Below are 20,086 nucleotides of genomic sequence, written 5' to 3' on the forward strand. Positions count from 1 at the left end.
TCGCCGATCAGCTCACCCAGGCCGATGTTCTCCGCCAGCCGCATCACCGGCACCAGCCCGGCGCACGACACGACATTCTCATCATCGAACCTCACCGACACCGACCCGGCGCTATGAGAAGATCGCATCCAGCAGATGCCCTCTCTCTTTGTGGTTTGTTGTTCCGTCGCAAGAACAATCATCCCAAGTCAGAGGGCATCTGCGCGTCTACGACACGATCAACTCACCAACAACACCGGTGGATCCAGGCTCAACGTTGTGAACGTGGCGTTCGTTCCTTCAACCGACCCGGAAGGGCGGCGGCTCGTGAATACCTGTCAGTGGGATAAGCGAAAACGTTTATCTGTCACTTAGATCGTCCTCGATAGAACTCTCTGGCGGCCCAGCGGAGGCCGCCGACGAGAGGAAACGCACCGTGCAGCGAGCAGGATTGATCGTGGCAGCGGCGTTAGTGGCGTTGGGTGGGCTGACGGGGGCCGCACACGCGAGCCCGCCACCCCAGACCAACATCATCGGTGGCACCGAGGTGCCGGATGGCAAGTATCCCTTCATGGCTTCGCTGCAGTACCAGGACGAGAAGGGGAACTGGAACCATTTCTGCGGAGCCTCCCTCATCGACGCTCGCGGGCTTCTGCTGACCGCCGCGCATTGCACCGGCTTCGTCGAGCCGGACAAGGTCCGGGCGGTGGTCGGCCAGTCGAAACTTTCCGGAGACGATGGGCGCATCGGCACGATCAGCCACATCACCGTCAAAGAGGAAGCGGACGTGGCGCTGATCTTCCTCAACGGGGACTTCTCCGACATCACGCCGATCCAGCTCGTCACCCCCGGCACCGACGCGCTGGAGCGGCCAGGCCGTCCCGTGATCACCACGGGCTGGGGCAGCACGGTGCTGGACCCCGCGGGCCCTGGCGGCGGCGGATCCGGCACCTACCGGCCCGACCGCATGCGTGAGGTGACCGTGCCGATCGTCTCCAACGACGAGTGCGGCGTTTCGTACCCGGGCGTGGACTTCAAGTACTCGTTGTGCGCCGGGCGCCACGGCAAGGATTCGTGTCAGGGTGACAGCGGCGGGCCGTTGTTCGTCAAGTCGCCCGCGACCGGGCGCTTCATCCAGCTGGGCGTGACCAGCGCGGGCGCTGGCTGCGGCGCGCTGGGCTACCCCGGCATCTACGCCAAGCTGAGCACACAAGAGGTCGGCGATTGGATCGCGAACCTCGGCAGGAGCAAGGCTTAAGGACTCGTGAGTGGTATGGCCGGTTCTAACCGGCCATACCACTCACGACGCCAACGCTCAGGTTCCGGTCAAATGCTCGGGCCGCACCGGAACCCGAGGCAACGCAAGGCCGGTCGCCGCCCGGATGGCCGCCACGATCGCCGGGGTGGACGAGATCGTCGGGGGTTCCCCGACGCCGCGCAAGCCGTACGGCGCATGGGGATCCGCGCGTTCCAGCACGTCGATCGACATCGGGGGCATGTCGAGGACCGTCGGGATCAGGTAGTCGGTGAACGACGGGTTGCGGATCTTGCCGTCGGCGATCTGGATCTCCTCCATGACCGCGAGGCCGAGGCCCTGTGCCGAGCCGCCCTGGATCTGGCCGAGCACAGCCTGCGGGTTCATCGACTTGCCCACATCCTGCGCGCAATCCAGAGCCACGACCTTGACCAGGCCGAGTTCGGTGTCGACGTCGACGACCGCGCGGTGCGCCGCGAAGGCGTACTGGACGTGTGCGTTGCCCTGGCCGAACTCCGGGTCGACGGCCTGGGTCGGGCGATGACGCCACTCGACCGTCTCGTCGAAGACCTCCGAGCCGACGACCTCCGCCACGTCGGCCACGACACCGTGCTGGGTGACGATCTTGCCGCCGGCGAGGCTGGCCCCCGACATGTCGAACCGGGCCGCGGCGTGCTTGAACAGCCGGTCGCGCACGGCGAGACAGGCCGCTTGGACCGCGCCGCCGGTCACATAGGTCTGGCGGGACGCCGAGGTCGAGCCGCCGTTGCCGATCGAGGTGTCCATCGGCAGTATCGTCACCTGCTCGATGCCGAGTTCGGTGCGCACGATCTGCTGCATCACCGTGACCAGGCCCTGCCCGACCTCGCACGCCGCCGTGTGCACGGTCGCGGCGGGCTCGCCGCCTGCCACCATCAGCCGCACGCGCGCGGTCGAGTAGTCGTCGAAGCCCTCGGAGAAGCAGACGTTCTTGATCCCGACCGCGTAGCCGACGCCGCGGACCACACCTTCGCCGTGCGTCGTGTTGGACACGCCGCCGGGCAACAGCCGCAGGTCAGAGCCATCGTTGGCGGCTGGCATCGGCTTGGCGCGGACGAGTTCGAGCAGCTCGGCGACCGGGGCGGCGGAGTCGACGACCTGGCCGGTCGGCATCAGGCTGCCCTCGGTCATCGCGTTGCGCAGGCGCACCTCGACCGGGTCGAGCCCGCAGGCCGCGGCGAGTTTGTCCATTTGGGACTCGTACGCGAAACCCGCTTGCACCGCACCGAATCCCCGCATCGCGCCACAAGGCGGGTTGTTCGTGTATGTGCCCCAGCAGTCGACGCTCACACTGTCCACATTGTACGGTCCGACGCCCAGCGTGGCCGCGTTCGCCACCACCGCGCCCGTCGACGACGCGTACGCGCCGCCGTCGAGGAACAGCCGCGCCTTGACGTAGACGAGCTTGCCGTCACGGTCGGCGCCGTGCTCGTAGTACATCTTCGCCGGGTGCCGGTGCACGTGGCCGTAGAAGGATTCTTCCCGGTTGTAGACCATCTTGACCGGCTTGCCGGTGTGCAGCGCCAGCAGGCACGCGTGCACCTGCATCGACAGGTCCTCGCGCCCGCCGAACGCGCCGCCGACCCCGCCGAGCGTCAGCCGCACCTTCTCCACTGGCAACCCCAGCGCGGCGACGATCTGCTGCTGGTCGACGTGCAACCATTGCGTGGCAACGTAAAGATCGACGCCGCCCTCGGTGTCCGGCACCGCGAGCCCGGACTCGGGGCCGAGAAAGGCCTGATCCTGCATGCCGACTTCGTAAACGCCGGACACGACGACGTCGGCCTCGAACCCGGACCCACGCCGGATCTTGACGTGCCGCACGACGTTGCCGCCCGCGTGCAGCCGCGCGCCCTCGCCCGCGACGGCGGCCTCGGAGTCGGTGACCGGCTCGAGCACCTCGTACGTGACGGCGATCCGCTTCAACGCCCGCCGCGCCGTCTCCGGGTGGTCGGCCGCGACGATCGCGACCGGCTCGCCCTGGTACCGCACGACCTCGTCGGCGAGCACCGGCTGGTCCGCGTGCTCCAGCCCGTACCGGTTGACGCCCGGCACGTCGTCGTGCGTGAGCACGGCGTACACGCCTTGCACCGCAAGGGCTTGCGCGATGTCGATCGAGACGATCCGCGCGTACGGATGCGGGCTGCGCAGCGTCGCGCCCCACAGCATGTCCTCATGCCAGAGGTCCGAGGAGTACGCGAACTCGCCGCGCACCTTGACGATCCCGTCCGGCCGCCCCGGACTGGCGCCGACTCCGTTCGGCGTGGTCTTGATGTCCGTGGACGCGGTCATCGGTCCTCCCGCAGTCTCGCACTGGCCACCGACAGTTCGGCGGCGATCGCGCCTTCGTCGTCCGTGCGGAGTTCGCCACCGGACACCACCACGGAACCGCCGACGAACAGCCTGGCCAGCGGCGGCGTCGCGCCGAGCACGAGCGCGGCGACCGGGTCGGTGATGCCTGCGTAGAGCAGGCCACGCAGGTCCCACACCGCGAGGTCGGCGAGCTTGCCGGGCTCGATCGAGCCGATTTCCCCAGCGCGTCCCACACAGCGAGCGCCGCCCATGGTGCCCATCCACAACGCCTCACGCGTGGTCAGCGCCCGCGGGCCGCCACGTTGACGGGCTTGCAGCAACGCCTGGTGCAGCTCTTCGCCGAGTCCGCCTGACTCGTTGGACGCGGCGCCGTCGACGCCGAGCCCGACCGGCGCGCCCGCGTCGAGCAGGTCGCGCACCGGTGCGATCCCGCAGCCGATGCGGCCGTTGGACGTCGGGCAGTGCGCGGAGCCGGTGCCGGTCGCGCCGAGCCTGCGGATGGCCGATGGCGCGAGGTGGATGGTGTGCGCGAGCCAGACGTCGTCGCCGAGCCAGCCGAGCTTGTCGGCGTATTCGGCGGGCGTGCAGCCCTGCTCTTCAAGGCACTGCCGTTCCTCGTCGAGCGTCTCGGCGAGGTGCGTGTGCAGGCGGACTCCCTTGCGCCGCGCCAATTCCGCGGCCCCGGTCATCAGCTCGGAGCTGACAGAGAACGGCGAGCACGGCCCGACCGCGATCTGCACGCGGGCGTTGGGGCCAGCGTCGTGATACCGGTCGATCGCCGCCTCGGTGCCGAGCAGCGCGCCCTCGGTCGTCTCGACCAGGTTGTCCGGCGGCAGCCCGCCATCGGACTCGCCGCGGTCCATCGACCCGCGCACGACGTGCAGCCGCACGCCGATCCGGTCGCGCGCGCCGACCAGCGCCTCGACCTGATCCCCGCCGCCACGCGGGAACACGTAGTGGTGATCGGCGACGGTCGTGCAGCCGGTCAGCGCGAGCCGTGCCATGCCCGCGGTCGCGGCCGCGTGCGTGATGCCCGCGTCGAGCCCACGCCAGATCGGGTAGAGCTCGACGAGCCATTCGAACAGCGTGTGGTCGGCGGCGAGCCCGCGCGTCGCCCATTGGTAGAGGTGGTGATGCGTGTTGACGAGCCCTGGCGTGACCAGGCAGCCGCGCCCGTCGACCCGCTCGTCGTACTCCCCCGCGGGCGCTTCGCCCGCGCCGACCGCCGCGATCCGCTCGCCGGAGATGACGACGTACCCGGTGAACTCATCGCCGCCGGAGTTGACGGTGGCGATGGCGGCGTTCTCGATGAGCGTCCTCATTTGGCACCGCGAACCGCGTCGAGGATCTTCTCGTATCCGGTGCAGCGGCAGAGGTTCCCTGCCAGCGCCTCGCGGATCTCCTCGTCGCTGGGATCGGGGACGCGCCTGAGCAGATCATGCGCGGCGACGACCAGTCCGGGCGTGCAGAAGCCACATTGGACGGCCCCGTGGTCCACAAAGGACTGCTGGATCGGGTCGAGCTGGTCGCCGTCGGCCAGCCCTTCGACCGTGCGCACCTCGCGGCCTTCGACCTGACCGGCCGCGACCAGGCACGCACACACCGGCACGTCGTCGAGATACACCGTGCAGGAGCCGCATTCGCCCTGCTCACAAGCGTTCTTGGAACCGGGGAGGCCGAGCCGCTCGCGCAGCACGTACAGCAGGCTCTCGCCTTCCCAGACGTCATCCGCCTGGCGGGTTTCGCCGTTGACAGTCACGTTCACGCGCACGAGCGCTCGACCCCCTGGTACTCGTTCCATGCCCATGTCAAAGTGCGGCGCGCCATCACGGCCAGCGCGTGCTTGCGGTAGGCCGCGCTGCCGCGGACGTCGTCGATCGGCGAGGCCGCCTGCGCGACCAGGTCGCCGAACCGGCGCTTGACCGAGTCGGCGATCGGGGCCCGCGTATCCCACGGTGCCTCGGCGGCGAGGTATTCCTCGGCCTCGCGAGCGCGGCGCGGTGTGGGCGCCGCCGACCCGACGGCCGCCCCGATCTCCGCCCGTTCGGGCCGCAGGGCGATCGCGAACGAGCAGACCGCGATGACCATCGCGTTGCGCGTCCCGACCTTGGCGAACTGCTGCGGACCGGCGTTAGCGGGCAGGTGCACCGCGGTGATCAGCTCGTCCGGCGCGAGCGCGTTGCGCTTGACGCCGAGGTAGAACTCGTCGGCGGGGATCCGGCGCGAGCCCCGCACGGACGCGACCTCGACCTCGCCGCCGAGCGCCAGCAGGACCGGGTGGGTGTCACCGGCGGGCGACGCGGCGCCGAGGTTGCCGCCGACCGTGCCCCGGTTGCGGATCTGCGGCGAGCCGACCGTGCGCGAGGCCATCGCCAGCGCGGGCAGTGATTCGCCCAGCTCAGCGATGACGCGGACGTACGGGACGCCGGCGCCGAGCCGGATCTGACCGTCCGAAGTGGACCACTCGGCGAGCTCGCCGACGCCGGTCAGGTCGAGCAGCGCGGCAGGCCGCCGATGGTCGAAGTTCAGCTCGACCATCACGTCGGTGCCGCCCGCGATGGGCACCGCGTCGACGCGCTCGGCCTTGAGCTCGAGCGCCTCACGCAGTGTGGCGGGTCGCAGGAAATCCAACTCTGGCTCCTCCCAGGTGATGCCTCAGTACACACACTTATGGCCTAGTCGGCAACGGCGTGCGAGCACCAAACGGCGGCTTCGCGGGCGTCACCCGTTGTGCTTTCCTACAAAGGCCATGACGACTGTGAAAACTCTGCTGGACATCCCCGCGTTGCGCTTGCGGGTCCGCGCCGGCGGCGATCTCCTCGACCGGGCCGTGACCAGGATCTACGGCACCGAACTCGCCGACCCCGGCCGCTATGTGTCGGCAGGCGAATTCGTGCTCAGCGGCCTGCTCTGGTGGAAACGACCAGGCGACGCCGAGCCGTTCGTCGCCGCGCTGGCCAAGGCGGGCGCCGCCGCGCTCGCCGCGTCCGGCGCGGACACCGGCGGCATCCCCGGCGACCTCATCGAGGCCTGCGCCCGGCATCGCATCCCGCTGCTGGAGGCGCCCGCCGACCTGTCGTTCGCGGTGATCACCGAACGCGTGGTCCTCGCGCTGGCCGCCGGTTCGCACAGCGCGCGCAAACGTCTGCTCTCGGTCGCGGCCGAGGACGCCTCGCTCGACGCGCTGGTCGGCCACGGCTCGGCCGAACTGGGCGCGCCGTGCTGGGTGCTGTCCGCGACCGGCCGCGTCGTCGCGGGCTCCGATGATCCTCCGCCGGTGAGCACGCTGGTGCACCGTTTCGTGGCAGCGCGCGGCCTGCCCACGCATGTCGACGACTACGAGCTGACCCCGATCGGCGGACGCCACGCGGTCCCGTGGCTGCTGGCGGTGCGCCGCGACCTGGTCCCGGCGGCCAACGACGTCATCGATGAGCTGGCAGGCCTGATCGGGCTCGCCCGCTCGCGCGACGACGAGGTCCGCCGCGTCTCCGACCGCATCGCGGAGCCGTTGATCGAGTTGCTGGCGGGCAGCGGTGATCCGGCGGGCGCGTTCCCGGCGAGCGGCCTGTCCGGCAACATCCGGGTGCTGGTCGCCCGTACTCCCGACGCCCGCGAGGGCCGCGGCCTGCTGGCGGATCTGCTCGCTGATCATCCCGGCCGGGTGCTGCTCGGCGAATCCGGCGAGGACGCCTACGCCCTCATCGAGGACCACCCGTCCTGGCCAGCCGACTGGACATCGGCGGCGCGCCGATCTCTGTCCATTGTGGAGCCGCTGCTGCTGGCGTCGCGGGTGCTGATCGGCATCGGCGGCCCGGCACCGCTGTCCGCGCTGCGCGGCGCGAGCGAGGAGGCCAGGCACGCGGTCACGGCGGCGGGTCTGCGGCCGGGAGTGGTCGAGGTCGTCGCGGGTGAGCAGGTCGGCATGCACCGGCTGCTGCTGGCAGGCGCGCCCGACGAGCTGCGCTCGGCGCTGCGGCAGCGCGTGCTCGGCCCGTTGCTCGACTACGACGCCGAGCAGCACGGCGACCTCGTGCACACGATCCGTGTCTACCTGGAGTGCTCGAGTTCGCCCGCCCGCGCGGCCAAGGCGCTCCACGTGCACGTCAACACCCTGCGCTACCGCGTCGCGAAGGCCTCCGAGCTGCTCGGCGTCGACCTGACCGAGTTCACTCAGCAGGTCGACGTCTACCTCGCGCTCAAAGCCGAGTCTTAGCCCGAATGGCCCAACCTTCGAACCCAGGGCAACCCACGGCACCCCACCGAGCGTGCACAGGCCGTCATTGCACACGTTCTTTGGGGAGACACAGTGAACAGGGGAAAACGACTGCTGGGCGCACTCGCGCTCGCACTGGCCATGACGGTGACCGCACTCGGGTCGGCTGAGGCCGCACCGCCGAAGGCTACGAAGCTCGACTCCGCGTTCCTGATCCACAACGCGGCGACCGGACTGTGTGTCGACCTGCCGGATCTGGGTCCCGGCGTGCCGGACGGACCGGTCAACCAGTGGTACTGCAGGCCGACCAACGACAACCAGTACTTCACGCTCCAGCAGTCCGGGTCCGACGCGACCGGTAAGCCGTTCTACCGGTTCGTGAACACCTCCGACGGTCTCTGCCTCGACCTGCCGTACTACGGCTCGGTGCCGGCGGGCACCGATGTCAGCGAGTACTACTGCCAGTCGAACGACAACCAGGACTGGTATCTGGACCCCCGGCCCAACGACACGGTCTGGATCCGCAACGTGAAGGCCGACCAGTGCCTGGACGTCCCCGGCTACGGCGACGGCGGCCCCGACGCGCGCCTGAGCGTGTACCCGTGCCGCGCGGACGACGACCACGAATGGTGGTTCGGCTGATCAAACCCGTGCAACGCTCGGAGTCGCCCCGGCGACTCCGAGCGCCTCGCGCATCCGGTCGTGGTCGAGTTGCTTCTCGGATTTGGCGACCACGAACGTCGCGACACAGTTGCCGAGCAGGTTCACGAAAACGCGCATCGAGTCCATCAGCCGGTCCGCGCCCAGCAGCAGCGCGACCCCCGCGACCGGGAACGCGCCGATCGCCGCGGCCGTCGCGGACAGCGCGAGGAACGACGAACCCGGCACACCGGCCATGCCCTTCGAGGTCAGCATCAGGATGCCGACCGCGACCAGCTGCTGCCCCAGCGACATGTCGACACCGAACGCCTGCGCCAGGAACACCGTGCAGATCGACAGGTAGATCGTCGCGCCGTCGAGGTTGAACGAATAGCCGGTCGGCACGACCAGCCCGGTCGCCGCGCGCGAGCACCCCGCCTCCGTCAGCTTCGCCATGATCCGCGGCAGCACGGATTCCGTCGACGCCGTGCCCAGCGCGAGCAGGAACTCCTCGCGCGCGAACCGGATGAAGCGCCAGATCGGCACCCCCGCGTAGAACCGCGCGATCACCGCGAGGATCAGCGCGAACAACACCGCCGCGCCGTAACAGGCCGCGATGAGTTTCGCGTAGGTGCCGAGCGTGCCGAGGCCGTACTGGCCGATGATGAACGCCATCGCGCCGAACGCGCCCAGCGGCGCGACCCGCATGACCCAGCCCATGATCTTGAAGATCACCTGCTGCAGCTGCTCGACGAAGCCGAGCACGAGCGGCGCCTTGTCCTTGCCGATCGCCGCCAGCGCGACCCCGAAGAGCACCGCGAAGAACAGCACCTGCAGCAGGCTGTTGGTGGCGAACGCGTTGACCACGCTGTCCGGGATGGTGTGGAGCAGGAAGTCGCCGATGGACGGCAGCTGCCCGCCCTTGGTCTGCGCGGCGACGCCCTTCGGGTCGAGCGTGGCCGGGTCGATGTCCAGCCCGGCGCCAGGCTGGAACACGTTCGCGACCAGCAGTCCGAACAGCAGCGCGAACGTCGTGACGATCTCGAAGTAGACGATCGCCTTGAACCCGATCCGGCCCACCGCCTTGATGTCCCCGACCGCGGCGATCCCGGTGACCACCACGCAGAACACCAGTGGCGCGATGATCATCTTGATCAGCCGGATGAACCCGTCCCCGACCGGTTTCAGGTGCCCGGCGACGTCCGGCCAGAAATGCCCGACCAGCACCCCCGCCACGACCGCCACCAGCAACTGCGCGAACAGGGACTTGACCCACCGAAAAGACATGCCGGGAACCTAGGCGGTGGATATTCCGATCTTGTTAACGCGTGAGCATGTCCTCGGTGACCACCCAGAGCCGCTCGGCGGCCTCGGGGTCGAGCGCGTAGGCGGCGACGCCACGCGGCGAGCCCGGCTGGTTCGGCTCGGCCTCGTTGCAGTCCTCGAAGTACTTGCCGCCGATGCCGTCCAGCAGCGGCGAAGTCGCGAGGAGCACCGAGGTCGCGGCGCCCTGCTCGGTCGTCTTCCACGGCCGCAGCTCGGCGCCGGCGGCCGCGCGCAGCCGCGCGATCTCGTCGGGGTCGACGTGACGCTGCAGCGCGGTCTGGATCGAGCCTGGCATCAAGGCGTTGACGGTGATGCCGTCGTCGGCCCAGCGCCGGGTGGCCTCGACGGCGAACAGCACGTTGGCCGTCTTGGACTGCCCGTACGCCGACCAGGCCTCGTACTCGCGCTCGCGGAAGTGGATGTCGTCGAACACGACGCCCGACCGCAGGTGCGCGCTCGAGCTGACCGAGACGACGCGCGCGCCGTCCGCGGCGGCGAGCGCCCGGTGCAGCCCCTTGGCCAGCGTGAAGTGGCCGAGGTGGTTCGTGGCGAACTGCAGTTCCCAGCCTTCCGGCGTCCGGGTCTCCGGCGTCGCCATCACACCCGCGTTGTTGACCAGTATGTCCAGCGGCCCGTCCCAGCCGGCGGTGAACGACGCCACGGACGCCTGGTCGCCGAGGTCGAGGTGCGCGACCAGCACACCCTTGCCGATCTCGTCGGCGACCCGGTTGCCCGCGTCGACGTTGCGCACGGCCAGCGTGACCTCGGCGCCCGCCCCCGCGAGCGCCCGCGCGGTCTCGACGCCGATGCCCGACGCCCCGCCGGTCACGATCGCCCGGCGCCCGGTGAGGTCGATGCCTTCGACGACCTCCGCGGCGGTCGACGCGAAGCCGAAGTTGGTGCTCAGAGTCATGACGGTTCCTATCCGGTAAGCTAAGCGGAGGTTCCTCCGTTACGTCTCCACGATAACCGGAGGAGCCTCCGTTTAGCAACTACGGGAGGAATTGTGCGCGCCGACGCCCAGCGCAACCGCGACCGGCTGGTCGAGACCGCGGTCCGCGCGTTCGCCGACGACGACCCGGACGTGACCCTCGACGCCATCGCCAAAGCGGCAGGCGTCGGCATCGGCACGCTCTACCGCCACTTCCCCACCCGCGAGGCACTGGTCGAAGCGGCCTACCGCAGCGAACTCGCGAAGCTCTGCGACGCCGTGCCCGGCCTGCTCGAGAACATGGCCCCGGACAAAGCGATGCGCGAGTGGATGGACAGGTTCTTCGACTACATGGCCACCAAACGCGTCATGGGCGACGCCTTGCGCGCGGTCGTCGCATCGGGCGGCAATCCCTTCTCGGAAAGCCGAGACAAGCTCACCGCCGCGATCGCGACGCTGCTGCGCGCGAGCGCCGGGAAGCTGCGCCAGGACGTCGACGCCGGCGATGTTCTCGTCGGCATGGCCGGGATCTCGCTCGCGTCGGCGGAGCCCGACCGGTCCCGGCGCGCGCTCGACCTGCTGATGGACGGACTTCGCCACAGCGCCTGATCGCCGTGCTGGAACCGGATGGAACGGCGATGGAACGCCCTGCGGATGACTGCTTCATCCGAAGGGAGACCAATCGTGAAAAGACTCGCGGTGTTCGCGGCACTGACCATGGCTTCGGCGGTGCTGCTGCCGGGAGCGGCGCACGCGGCCAAGGGCGGTGGCGTCGCGCAGGTGGCCGACACCCAGCTTCGCTACGAGGCCGCGGCGGGTGACGTCAACACGGTGGCCATCACGCAGGTCGGCAAGGTGCTGATCGTCGACGACGTGGTGCCGATCTTCCCCGGTCCCGGCTGCGCGTTCCTGAGCCCGAACGACACCACCATCGTCGGCTGCGCCGCGTCCGAGGTCAGCGCGATCGTCGTTTCACTCGGCGACCTCGACGACCGCGTGGAGAACCTGACCGCGCTCCCGTCGCTGCTGCAGGGCGATGACGGCAATGACGTGCTCAGCGGCGGCAGCGCCTTGGACTCGCTGTTCGGCGGTTCCGGCGCCGACCGCCTTTCGGGGAACGACGGCAACGACAAGCTCGTCGGCGGCGACGGGAACGACACACTCGACGGCGGACCGGGAGTCAACCGTCTCGACGGCGGCGCGGGCAAGGACTTCTGCGTCAACGGCCCGTCCTTCTTCAACTGCAATCCCTAGCGGTCTGCTGAAGTCGTCGTAGGGGTCGTGAGCGTTCCCGCCCTCGTTCAAAGGCGAAAAGGCATGCGCGAGTGGTAACTCTGCTCCGTTGAACGCAGCAGAGTTACCACTCGCGGCCTGTCCAAGCCTCGCGACGTAAAGACCCCCGACAGCCTGGCCCCAGCACGCCACATGTGCCCTTCGCCTCAATTACCGGCCGGAACACTCCGGCCCAACTTCCCCGGCCTCGCCAGGAACCGGGTCCGAACACAGGGCGCGTGGTGGTGAGTAGGTTTTGCGGCGTTGAACGACCCATTTCCCACTCACCAGGCTCGCGCGACCGAGTGAAGGGCCGCCCCCTCGCCACGCGTCGGAACGACCACGGCGTGAGGGTCGTGAGTGTTCCGGCCGGTTCTAACCGGCCATACCACTCACGACCCTAAGATACCTGTGGACTAGTCCACAGGCACCACCCGATCAGGCGATGCGCGCACCACCGGAAGCGCGGTAAAAGTGGCATATGACCACAGCCACTGTTCGCCGGCTTCAAGTCGGCCAGGTACTCCGCACACTCCGCGAATCCGCCGGATTCGGGCTCGACCAGGCCGGGAAGATCATCGGCAAGAGCGCCAGCTCGATGAGCCGGATCGAACGCGGGATCACCGGCCTCCCGCCGCACGCGCTCAAGAAGATCACCGTCTCACTCGGCGCGGCCGCGTGCCAGGACGTCGATGTCGAGTGGGTGCTCGAACTCGGCCGCGGCAGCCAGGAGCGCGGGCGCTGGTCCGGGTATCGCCGCGTCTACGACAAGCATGCCCGGATGGCGATCGACCTCGAGGAAGACTCCTCCGTCGTCAAAACCTACTGCCACGAAAGGATTCCCGATCTTCTGCAGGACGAAAACTACGTCCGCGCCCAGCTGCCCGAGGAGACCGCCGACGACATCGTCGAGGCGCTGCTGGAACGCCAATGGATCCTCACCAAGACAGACCCGGCCGAGCTGAACTTCGTGCTGTCCGAGTCATCGCTGCGGCGGATGGTCGGCGATCGGGAGGTCATGCGGGCGCAACTCGCGCACCTCGCGAGGATCATGCTGTTCGACCACGTCCAGGTTCAGGTGCTGCCCTTCCGGGCCCGCACCGCGCCCAGGGCGAGCTATGACTTCCAGCTGTTCCGCATCCCGTCGCCCGCGCCGGCCGGGCCGCTGCAGTTCGTCTACCGGGAGAGCTACACGGATGGCCACTATCTCGACGAGCGACCGCATCTCGACGCGTATGCCGACCTCTGGCGCCGGTTGACCGCCGCCGCGCTCGGACCGGTGGAGTCGCGGGAGTTCCTGCTCAGAGTGGCGGGCGAATACCTGTGAGAACGCCGAACCTATACTCGCCTGATGTCGCAAGGAGCCGCTGATCATGGGTAAGAAGAACCGTCAGCGGCAAGCCGCGAAGCAGAAGACCCAGCCGAAGCAGTCCGCTTTCTGGACCGCCCAGCACCAGGCGCCCTCGGCCGAGGATCTGGGCAACGTGCTCATCGCGGCCGCGTCGGCCACGGTCGGCGGCGACACCGCCGCCGCCAAGGAATGCGCGAATCACCTCGCGCGCACCGACGAATTGACCCGGGTGCTGGAGCAGGCCGCCCAGCTGGCGAGCCAGCACATCATCACGCGGGTCTTCCGGAACGGCTGGCTGCCTGCCGACCTCCACGAGGCCGCGCGGCGCAATGTCGACCAGTTCGCGGGCGCCTACCTGCTCGACGTGATCGCGGCGTATCTCCAGGAGTTCGCCCCGAGCACGGTGGACGACACGTGGCGTGAACAGATCAGCGAACTCAATGCGGTCACCTGGTGGTCCCGGTCGGAACCGCATCTCGGGCAGTGGGCGGCCAAGCACATCCTCACCGCGACCGAAACGCTGATCACCGTGGTCGAGGCGCTGGCGTTGCTGATCCGGCTTCCCATGCTCGAACGGATCCGCCCGCTGCCGGGCACAGCCGTGCCACGCACGCACAAGCACCACAACGTCGACGAGAAAATGCTCAGCCGGGTACGAGGACTGCTCGCGAAAGCCGAGTCGACAGAGTTCCCCGAAGAGGCCGAGGCGTTGTCCGCCAAGGCGCAGGAACTCATGACCCGGCACGCGCTCGACCGCGTGCTCGTCGACGCGGACACCGCCGCCGAGGATCTCCCCAGCGCGCGCAGGCTCTGGCTGGACACGCCGTACGTCGACGCGAAGGCATTGCTCGCGGATGTGGTCGCGCGGGCGAATCGGTGCAAGGTGATCTTCTCGTCTTGGGGGTTCGTCACGATCGTCGGCGACGAGAACGACCTGGACTCGGTCGAGTTGCTGACCACCTCGTTGCTGGTGCAGGCGACGCGGGCGATGGTCGCGAGTGGCAAGCAGAGTTCTTCGCGGTCGCGGTCGTTCCGGCAGTCGTTCTTGGTCGCGTATGCCACGCGGATCGGGGAGCGGCTCGAGAAAGCGACCGAAGCGACGATCGCCGAATCCGCCGACGCGGAACGGCTTTTGCCCGTGCTCGCCTCGCATCAGGCCAAAGTTGACAAAGTATTCGACACACTTTTCCCCACTGTCCGAGGCAAAAACGTCTCCATCAGCAACGGTGCCGGCTGGCACGCCGGCCTCGCGGCGGCCGATCGGGCGCAGCTCGACGCACGCCGTCCGTTACGTCAGCGCAACACCGATGGGCCAACATAGGCCAATGAGCTTGCGACGAGTGCGGATCGGGTGCGAGTTCGACTATCTGGCGGAGATCGCCACGCCGACGGTGTTCCAGGTCCTCCCGCTCAAGGAAGCGCCGGTCACGGTGCTACGCGAGCGATCGTCAGTGGAACCCGAGGTGGGCAGCCACGCCTACACCGACCTCTACGGCAATTCCTGCCTGCGGCTGATCCTGCCGCCGGGGAAGTCCACCTTCCGCTACGAAGCGCTGGTGGAAGTACCCGACGAGACAGAGGATTTCGACGAGGACGCGCCAGAGCAGCCGCCGGCGGACCTGCCCGACGAGGTGCTGGTCCATACCTTGCCCAGCCGCTATTGCCTGCCCGACATGCTCGGCAACGAGGCGTGGTCGCGCTTCGGGACCATGGCTCCCGGTTACCGCCGCGTCCAGGCGATCTGCGATCACGTCAACAAGCACCTCGAATTCCGCTACGGCAGCACCACCGCGACCTCGACGGCCGCCGACGTCAACACCTCCGGCTTCGGCGTCTGCCGTGACTTCACGCATCTGGCGATCTCGTTCTGCCGGTCGCTGAACATCCCGGCGCGGTACGTGTTCGGCTACCTGCCGGACATGGACGTCGAACCGGACCCGGCGCCGATGGACTTCGCGGCGTGGATGGAGGTCTGGCTCGGCGGGAAGTGGTGGACGTTCGACCCGCGCAACAACCGGCGCCGCAAGGGCCGCATCGTCATCGGCCGCGGCCGCGACGCTTCGGACGTGGCGATGGCGACGACCTTCGGCGGGCCGGTGCTCCAGTCGATGGTGGTGCATGCCGAGGAAGCGCCATGACGTTCGACGCGCCCTTTCTCGACCACCACGAGCACGATCTCGACGCGGCCGAGCGGATCACCTACCGGATCGAGCAGAGCTTCCGCTACGACTATGACTCCCCCGTCGAATCGGTGCGGCAACGCCTGGTCGTCGTCCCGCCCGCCCGGCACGGTGACGTGCATCGGCGCGCGCATCGCGTCGACGTGACCGGCGCCGACTCCCGGCGCCGGATGCGGCAGGACGTCGCGGGCAACACGATCGTCCGCGTGCGGGCCCCGCGTGTCGAAAGCAGCGTCGAGTTCCGGGTCGCCGCCGTGCTGGAACGGGTGCGTGGCGACGGGCCGCCGACGTTGCCGTCGTCCGCGCTGACGGATCCGCGGCTGTTGCGCACCACCCGGCTCACCGCCGCCGACGACCGGCTCCGCCAGCTCACGGCGGACCTCATGCGCGACGGCGATCGCGGCCTCGACCTGGCCGACCGCATCTGCGTGAAGGTCCACGCGCTGATCGCCTACGAGTACGGCGTGACGACCGTGGCCACCACGGCCGCCGAGGCGCTGGCCTTCGGGCGCGGCGTCTGCCAGGACACCGCACACCTGATGCTCGCGCTGTGCCACCTCGCCGGGTTGCCTGCCCGGTACGTGTCCGGGCATTTGCTCGGGCAAGGCGGCACGCATGCCTGGGTCGAGGTGCTCGTGCCCGACCGCGACCAGGCGGTGGCCGTCGCGTTCGATCCGTGCCATGGCAGGCGCGCGCACGCGGGCTATGTCACGGTCGCGACGGGCCGGGATTATGCCGACGTGGCACCGACTTCCGGCTCGTACGTCGGCGCGCCGGGCGGGCGGCTGACCACCAGCCGCCACGTGGGCGTGATCGCCGCGGCCTAGGGCGTGTCTCCAAATTCTGATCGCGGTCTTCGCGCCCAGGCGGCCCTTGACGCCCGCGGGCGATTCACCCGAGTACGACCCGGTACGAGGGCGAATCGCCCGCACCGCCAGGAACCACCTGGATCACCAAGCCCATCGACCAGAATTAGGAGACACGCCCTAGGCGACGCGGCGAACGTACCGATCCAGCGTCGCGCGATCGAACGGCGACTCGCTCTCGTCGAGAGCGCCACAATCCAAGCCCCGCAACAGATAAGTCGCGAGTGCCTGCGCGGTGGCGGGTTCGTCGAGAATGCCGCTCGACGCCCGGTCCGCGTACGCCTTCAGCCGCTGCGACGCGGCAGGGAAGCCTTCGCGGAAGAACGCGTACGTCGCGGCGAAACGCGTGGGCAGCTGGTGCGGGTGCAGGTCCCAGCCCTGGTAGAAACCGCGCTCGAGCGACCGCCGCACCAACCGCAGATGTTCTTGCCAGGCAGGCAGAACCTGGTCGCCGACCGGCAGCTTGTTGGTCGAGCCGTCGGACAGCCTCACCCCGGTTCCCGCCGCAGCGACCTGCATGAACTGCTTCGCGAAGTCCGCGGCGGGGTGATCCATGCTCTGGTACTCGGCGCTGATGCCGAGCCCGGCGCTGTAGTCGTACGTGCCGTAGTGCAGGCCCGTGCAACGGCCGGCGGCGGCTTGGATGATCCGGGCGACCGCGACGGTTCCGTCGGTGCCGAGGATCGACTGCGAGGTCTCGATCTGGACCTCGAAGCGCAACTCTCCCTCACGCAGCCCGTACGCGGATTCCAAGCGCCCCAACACTTCCGCGCAAGCCGCGACCTGCTCGACGGCCGTCACCTTCGGCAACGTGACGACGAAACCCGCTGGCAGCGCACCACTCTCGAGCAAACCCGACAGGAAGAGATCCAGTGTGCGGATACCGCGACGCCGGGTCGCCTGCTCGAAGCTCTTGAACCGGATGCCGACGAACGGCGTCCCGCCGGTGACGGCCAGCGTCCGGCCCGCCGCGACGGCGTCCTTGTCCTCGACGTCGTCGCCCGGCTTGCCGTAGCCGTCCTCGAAGTCGATCCGCAGATCTTCGATCGGCTCCATCAGCAGCTTCGTGCGCACCCGCTCGAAAACCGCCTCGTCGAGCCCGAGTGCCTCGCCCTGCTCCATGAACACGCGCATCGCCTGCTTGCCCCAGTCCGCGACGAGGCGCGTCCGGTACTGCGAAGCGGGCACGTACACGGTGTGCACGGGCTGGCGGCCGGACGGCTCGCCGGGGTACCGCGCCGCCACCCGCGCGTCCGCCTCGACCAGGCGGGCGTCGGCGGCGGCGTAGACATCTTCAGCGAGCCGTCCGTCCATGGGTGCTACTTGATCCGTTCGTAAGCGGGAAGGGTCAGGAAGTCCGGGAACTCCTCGGCCAGCGCGACCTGCTCGAACAGCTCGACCGCCGGGTCGAGCAGCTCGGCGCCGATCTGCGTCGCGAGTTCGGCGCGGACCTCGTCGAGCACAGTACGCACCAGCGGCTCGGTGACCACATCGCCGGTGTCGAGCTTGACGCCGTTGCGCACCCACTGCCAGATCTGCGAACGCGAGATCTCGGCGGTGGCCGCGTCCTCCATCAGGTTGTGGATGGCGGCGGCGCCGTTGCCGGACAGCCACGAGGCGATGTAGCGGATGCCGACGTCGACGGCGGCGCGCAGCCCGGCCGCGGTGGCGCCGCCCTCGGTGGAGGCCACGTCGAGCAGCTGGTCGGCGGTGACGCTGACCTCGTCGCGGGTGCGGTCGAGCTGGTTCGGCTTGTCGCCGAGCACCTTGTCGAACTCCTCGCGGCAGATGTCGACCATGCCGGGGTGCGCCACCCAAGAGCCGTCGAACCCGTCGCCCGCCTCACGGCTCTTGTCACCCCGCACCTTGTCGAGCGCGGCCGCGGTGACCTCCGGGTCGTTGCGGTTCGGGATGAACGCGGCCATGCCGCCGATCGCGAACGCGCCGCGCTTGTGGCAGGTGCGCACCAGCAGTTCGGTGTACGCGCGCATGAACGGCGCGGTCATGGTGACCGAGTTGCGGTCCGGCAGCACGAACTTCTCGCCGGCGTCACGGAAGTACTTGATCATGCTGAACAGGTAGTCCCAGCGCCCGGCGTTGAGGCCCGAAGCGTGCTCACGCAGTTCGTAGAGGATCTCGTCCATCTCGAACGCGGCCGGGATGGTCTCGATCAGCACGGTCGCGCGGACGGTGCCGTGCTCGACGCCGAGCGTCTTCTCGGCGTGGGTGAACACGTCGTTCCACAGCCGCGCTTCGAGGTGGCTTTCCATCTTCGGCAGGTAGAAGTACGGGCCGCTGCCGCGGTGGAGCAGTTCCTTGGCGTTGTGGAAGAAGTGCAGCCCGAAGTCGACCAGCGCGCCGACGGCCTTGCGCCCGCCGAAGGTCAGGTTCCGCTCGTCGAGGTGCCAGCCACGCGGGCGGACCACGATGGTGGCGTGCTCGACGTCGTCGCGCAGCGCGTAGCTCTTGCCGCCGCTTTCGAGCGTGATCGTGCCGCGGATGGCGTCGTAGAGGTTGACCTGGCCGGAGACGACGTTCGCCCAGTGCGGGGTGTTGGCGTCCTCGAGGTCGGCGAGCCAGACCTTGGCGCCGGAGTTGAGCGCGTTGATGGTCATCTTGCGGTCGGTCGGCCCGGTGATCTCGACGCGGCGGTCACGCAGCCGCGGCGGCGCCTCGGCGACGCGCCAGTCACCCTCGCGGACCGCACGGGTCTCGGGCAGGAAGTCCAGCTTGCCGGTGCGCTTCGCCTCCTCGCGGCGCTTGCCTCGTGCCAGCAGCAGCTCGTCACGGCGCGCCGCGAAGGAGTCGTGCAGGCCGGCGAGGAAGTCGAGCGCTTCCGGCGTCAGGATCTCGTCGCCACGGTCGACGGATTCTCCGAGCACCTGGACTTCAGACATGCGAAACACCTCAAAGGACTCTCGTAGGTTTCTACATGCCAGACTATAGTTTCCGCATGGCGGAGAAGTCGAGTGGTGTGCAATCGCTGGAGCGGACCTTCTCGCTGCTCGAACGCTTGGCCGACGCGGGCGGCGAGGCCAGCATTTCCGAGCTCGCGGCCCTGTCCGGACTCCCGATGCCGACCATCCACCGCCTCATGGGCACACTCGTCAGCCTCGGATATGTGCGCCAGAACACCAACCGCCGCTACGCGCTGGGCGCCCGCCTCATCCGCCTGGGTGAACACGCGAGCATGCAGTTCGGCACGGCGGCCAGGCCACTCTTGGCGGAACTGGTCGACGAAGTCGGCGAAACGGCCAATCTGGCGGTGCTGGAGCGTGACGAGATCGTCTACGTCGCCCAAGTGCCGTCCAAGCACTCGATGCGCATGTTCACCGAAGTGGGCCGCCGCGTGCTCCCGCACGGCACGGGCGTCGGCAAGGCGATCCTCGCGCAGATGCCGGTCGACGACGTGCGCGAGCTACTCAAGCGCACGGGCATGCCGCCGTACACCGAACACACCTTCATCGACGCGGACTCGCTCATCGAGCACCTGGCCTTGGTGCGAGAGCAGGGTTACGCGGTCGACGAAAACGAGCAGGAGATCGGCGTTCGCTGCGTCGCCGTCGCGATCCCCGGCGCTCCGACTCCGGCCGCCGTCTCGGTGTCCGGACCTTCGGGCCGCCTCACCTTGGACGCGGTCGCGCGCATCGCCCCGGCCGTCCGCCGGATCGCGACGGCTTTGGGGTCGTGAGTGGTATGGCCGGTTAGAACCGGCCATACCA

18 protein-coding genes are annotated in these 20,086 nt (G+C 68.9%); 10 read left to right on the top strand and 8 right to left on the bottom strand.

Annotation, left to right across the window (positions count from 1 at the left end):
- The first annotated feature begins 436 nt into the window (after window positions 1-436).
- Window positions 437-1,237 carry a S1 family peptidase gene (locus tag ACFV15_RS09555; RefSeq protein WP_378349755.1) on the top strand — a complete coding sequence of 267 codons (801 nt, stop codon included), beginning with the start codon at window positions 437-439 and terminating at the stop codon, window positions 1,235-1,237.
- 57 nt (window positions 1,238-1,294) lie between these two features.
- Here the strand turns inward: ACFV15_RS09555 and pucD are convergent, their stop codons facing one another.
- The 4 genes from pucD to ACFV15_RS09575 are packed head-to-tail and all read right to left on the bottom strand — an operon-like array spanning window position 1,295 to window position 6,217.
- The gene (gene pucD / locus ACFV15_RS09560; RefSeq protein ID WP_378349756.1) at window positions 1,295-3,565 is read right to left on the bottom strand and encodes a xanthine dehydrogenase subunit D; all 2,271 of its coding nucleotides are present in this window, start codon (window positions 3,563-3,565) and stop codon (window positions 1,295-1,297) included.
- A complete protein-coding gene (locus ACFV15_RS09565) occupies window positions 3,562-4,908 on the bottom strand; it encodes an 8-oxoguanine deaminase (RefSeq protein ID WP_378349757.1) in 1,347 nt (448 codons plus the stop codon). The genes pucD and ACFV15_RS09565 overlap by 4 nt, the downstream gene beginning before the upstream one ends.
- On the bottom strand, window positions 4,905-5,357 hold the full coding sequence (locus ACFV15_RS09570; protein ID WP_378349758.1) for a (2Fe-2S)-binding protein: 453 nt from the start codon (window positions 5,355-5,357) through the stop codon (window positions 4,905-4,907). The genes ACFV15_RS09565 and ACFV15_RS09570 overlap by 4 nt, the downstream gene beginning before the upstream one ends.
- The gene (locus ACFV15_RS09575) at window positions 5,348-6,217 is read right to left on the bottom strand and encodes an FAD binding domain-containing protein (RefSeq protein WP_378349759.1); all 870 of its coding nucleotides are present in this window, start codon (window positions 6,215-6,217) and stop codon (window positions 5,348-5,350) included. The genes ACFV15_RS09570 and ACFV15_RS09575 overlap by 10 nt, the downstream gene beginning before the upstream one ends.
- Window positions 6,218-6,335: 118 nt before the next feature.
- On the opposite strand from ACFV15_RS09575, the gene ACFV15_RS09580 reads away from it, so the two are divergent.
- On the top strand, window positions 6,336-7,799 hold the full coding sequence (locus ACFV15_RS09580; RefSeq protein WP_378349760.1) for a PucR family transcriptional regulator ligand-binding domain-containing protein: 1,464 nt from the start codon (window positions 6,336-6,338) through the stop codon (window positions 7,797-7,799).
- A 93-nt stretch (window positions 7,800-7,892) separates the two neighbouring features.
- On the top strand, window positions 7,893-8,441 hold the full coding sequence (locus ACFV15_RS09585; RefSeq protein WP_378349761.1) for an RICIN domain-containing protein: 549 nt from the start codon (window positions 7,893-7,895) through the stop codon (window positions 8,439-8,441).
- Here ACFV15_RS09585 and dctA read toward each other — a convergent pair whose 3' ends face one another.
- The gene (gene dctA, locus ACFV15_RS09590) at window positions 8,442-9,725 is read right to left on the bottom strand and encodes a C4-dicarboxylate transporter DctA (RefSeq protein WP_378349762.1); all 1,284 of its coding nucleotides are present in this window, start codon (window positions 9,723-9,725) and stop codon (window positions 8,442-8,444) included.
- Window positions 9,726-9,759: 34 nt separating this feature from the next.
- The gene (locus ACFV15_RS09595; RefSeq protein ID WP_378349763.1) at window positions 9,760-10,677 is read right to left on the bottom strand and encodes an SDR family NAD(P)-dependent oxidoreductase; all 918 of its coding nucleotides are present in this window, start codon (window positions 10,675-10,677) and stop codon (window positions 9,760-9,762) included.
- Between the two features lie 93 nt (window positions 10,678-10,770).
- Here ACFV15_RS09595 and ACFV15_RS09600 point away from each other — a divergent pair, with 93 nt between their 5' ends.
- The 6 genes from ACFV15_RS09600 to ACFV15_RS09625 all read left to right on the top strand — a co-directional run bounded on the left by ACFV15_RS09600 (window position 10,771) and on the right by ACFV15_RS09625 (window position 16,325).
- Window positions 10,771-11,304 (top strand): TetR/AcrR family transcriptional regulator, encoded by a 534-nt coding sequence (locus ACFV15_RS09600; protein WP_378349764.1) that lies wholly within the window; start codon window positions 10,771-10,773, stop codon window positions 11,302-11,304.
- 75 nt (window positions 11,305-11,379) lie between these two features.
- Complete coding sequence (locus ACFV15_RS09605) at window positions 11,380-11,949, top strand: calcium-binding protein (RefSeq protein WP_378349765.1); 570 nt, start codon at window positions 11,380-11,382, stop codon at window positions 11,947-11,949.
- Between the two features lie 499 nt (window positions 11,950-12,448).
- On the top strand, window positions 12,449-13,294 hold the full coding sequence (locus ACFV15_RS09610; protein WP_378349766.1) for a helix-turn-helix domain-containing protein: 846 nt from the start codon (window positions 12,449-12,451) through the stop codon (window positions 13,292-13,294).
- Between the two features lie 46 nt (window positions 13,295-13,340).
- Entirely contained in the window at window positions 13,341-14,639 is a 1,299-nt protein-coding gene (locus ACFV15_RS09615; protein WP_378349767.1) for a DUF2786 domain-containing protein, read from the top strand.
- 4 nt (window positions 14,640-14,643) lie between these two features.
- Entirely contained in the window at window positions 14,644-15,456 is an 813-nt protein-coding gene (locus ACFV15_RS09620; protein ID WP_378349768.1) for a transglutaminase family protein, read from the top strand.
- On the top strand, window positions 15,453-16,325 hold the full coding sequence (locus ACFV15_RS09625; RefSeq protein WP_378349769.1) for a transglutaminase domain-containing protein: 873 nt from the start codon (window positions 15,453-15,455) through the stop codon (window positions 16,323-16,325). Before ACFV15_RS09620 ends, ACFV15_RS09625 begins: the two co-directional genes overlap by 4 nt.
- A 159-nt stretch (window positions 16,326-16,484) precedes the next feature.
- On the opposite strand, the gene ACFV15_RS09630 is transcribed toward ACFV15_RS09625, so the two are convergent.
- Together ACFV15_RS09630 and aceB are read right to left on the bottom strand one after the other, a co-directional pair.
- Window positions 16,485-17,678 carry a DUF6986 family protein gene (locus ACFV15_RS09630; RefSeq protein WP_378349770.1) on the bottom strand — a complete coding sequence of 398 codons (1,194 nt, stop codon included), beginning with the start codon at window positions 17,676-17,678 and terminating at the stop codon, window positions 16,485-16,487.
- A gap of 5 nt (window positions 17,679-17,683) precedes the next feature.
- Complete coding sequence (aceB, locus tag ACFV15_RS09635) at window positions 17,684-19,261, bottom strand: malate synthase A (RefSeq protein ID WP_378349771.1); 1,578 nt, start codon at window positions 19,259-19,261, stop codon at window positions 17,684-17,686.
- Window positions 19,262-19,317: 56 nt separating this feature from the next.
- Between aceB and ACFV15_RS09640 the strand changes: the two genes are divergently transcribed.
- Entirely contained in the window at window positions 19,318-20,055 is a 738-nt protein-coding gene (locus tag ACFV15_RS09640) for an IclR family transcriptional regulator (protein ID WP_378349772.1), read from the top strand.
- Window positions 20,056-20,086 lie beyond the last annotated feature (31 nt).

This window comes from Amycolatopsis sp. NPDC059657 (assembly GCF_042734395.1).
GTDB lineage: Bacteria > Actinomycetota > Actinomycetes > Mycobacteriales > Pseudonocardiaceae > Amycolatopsis.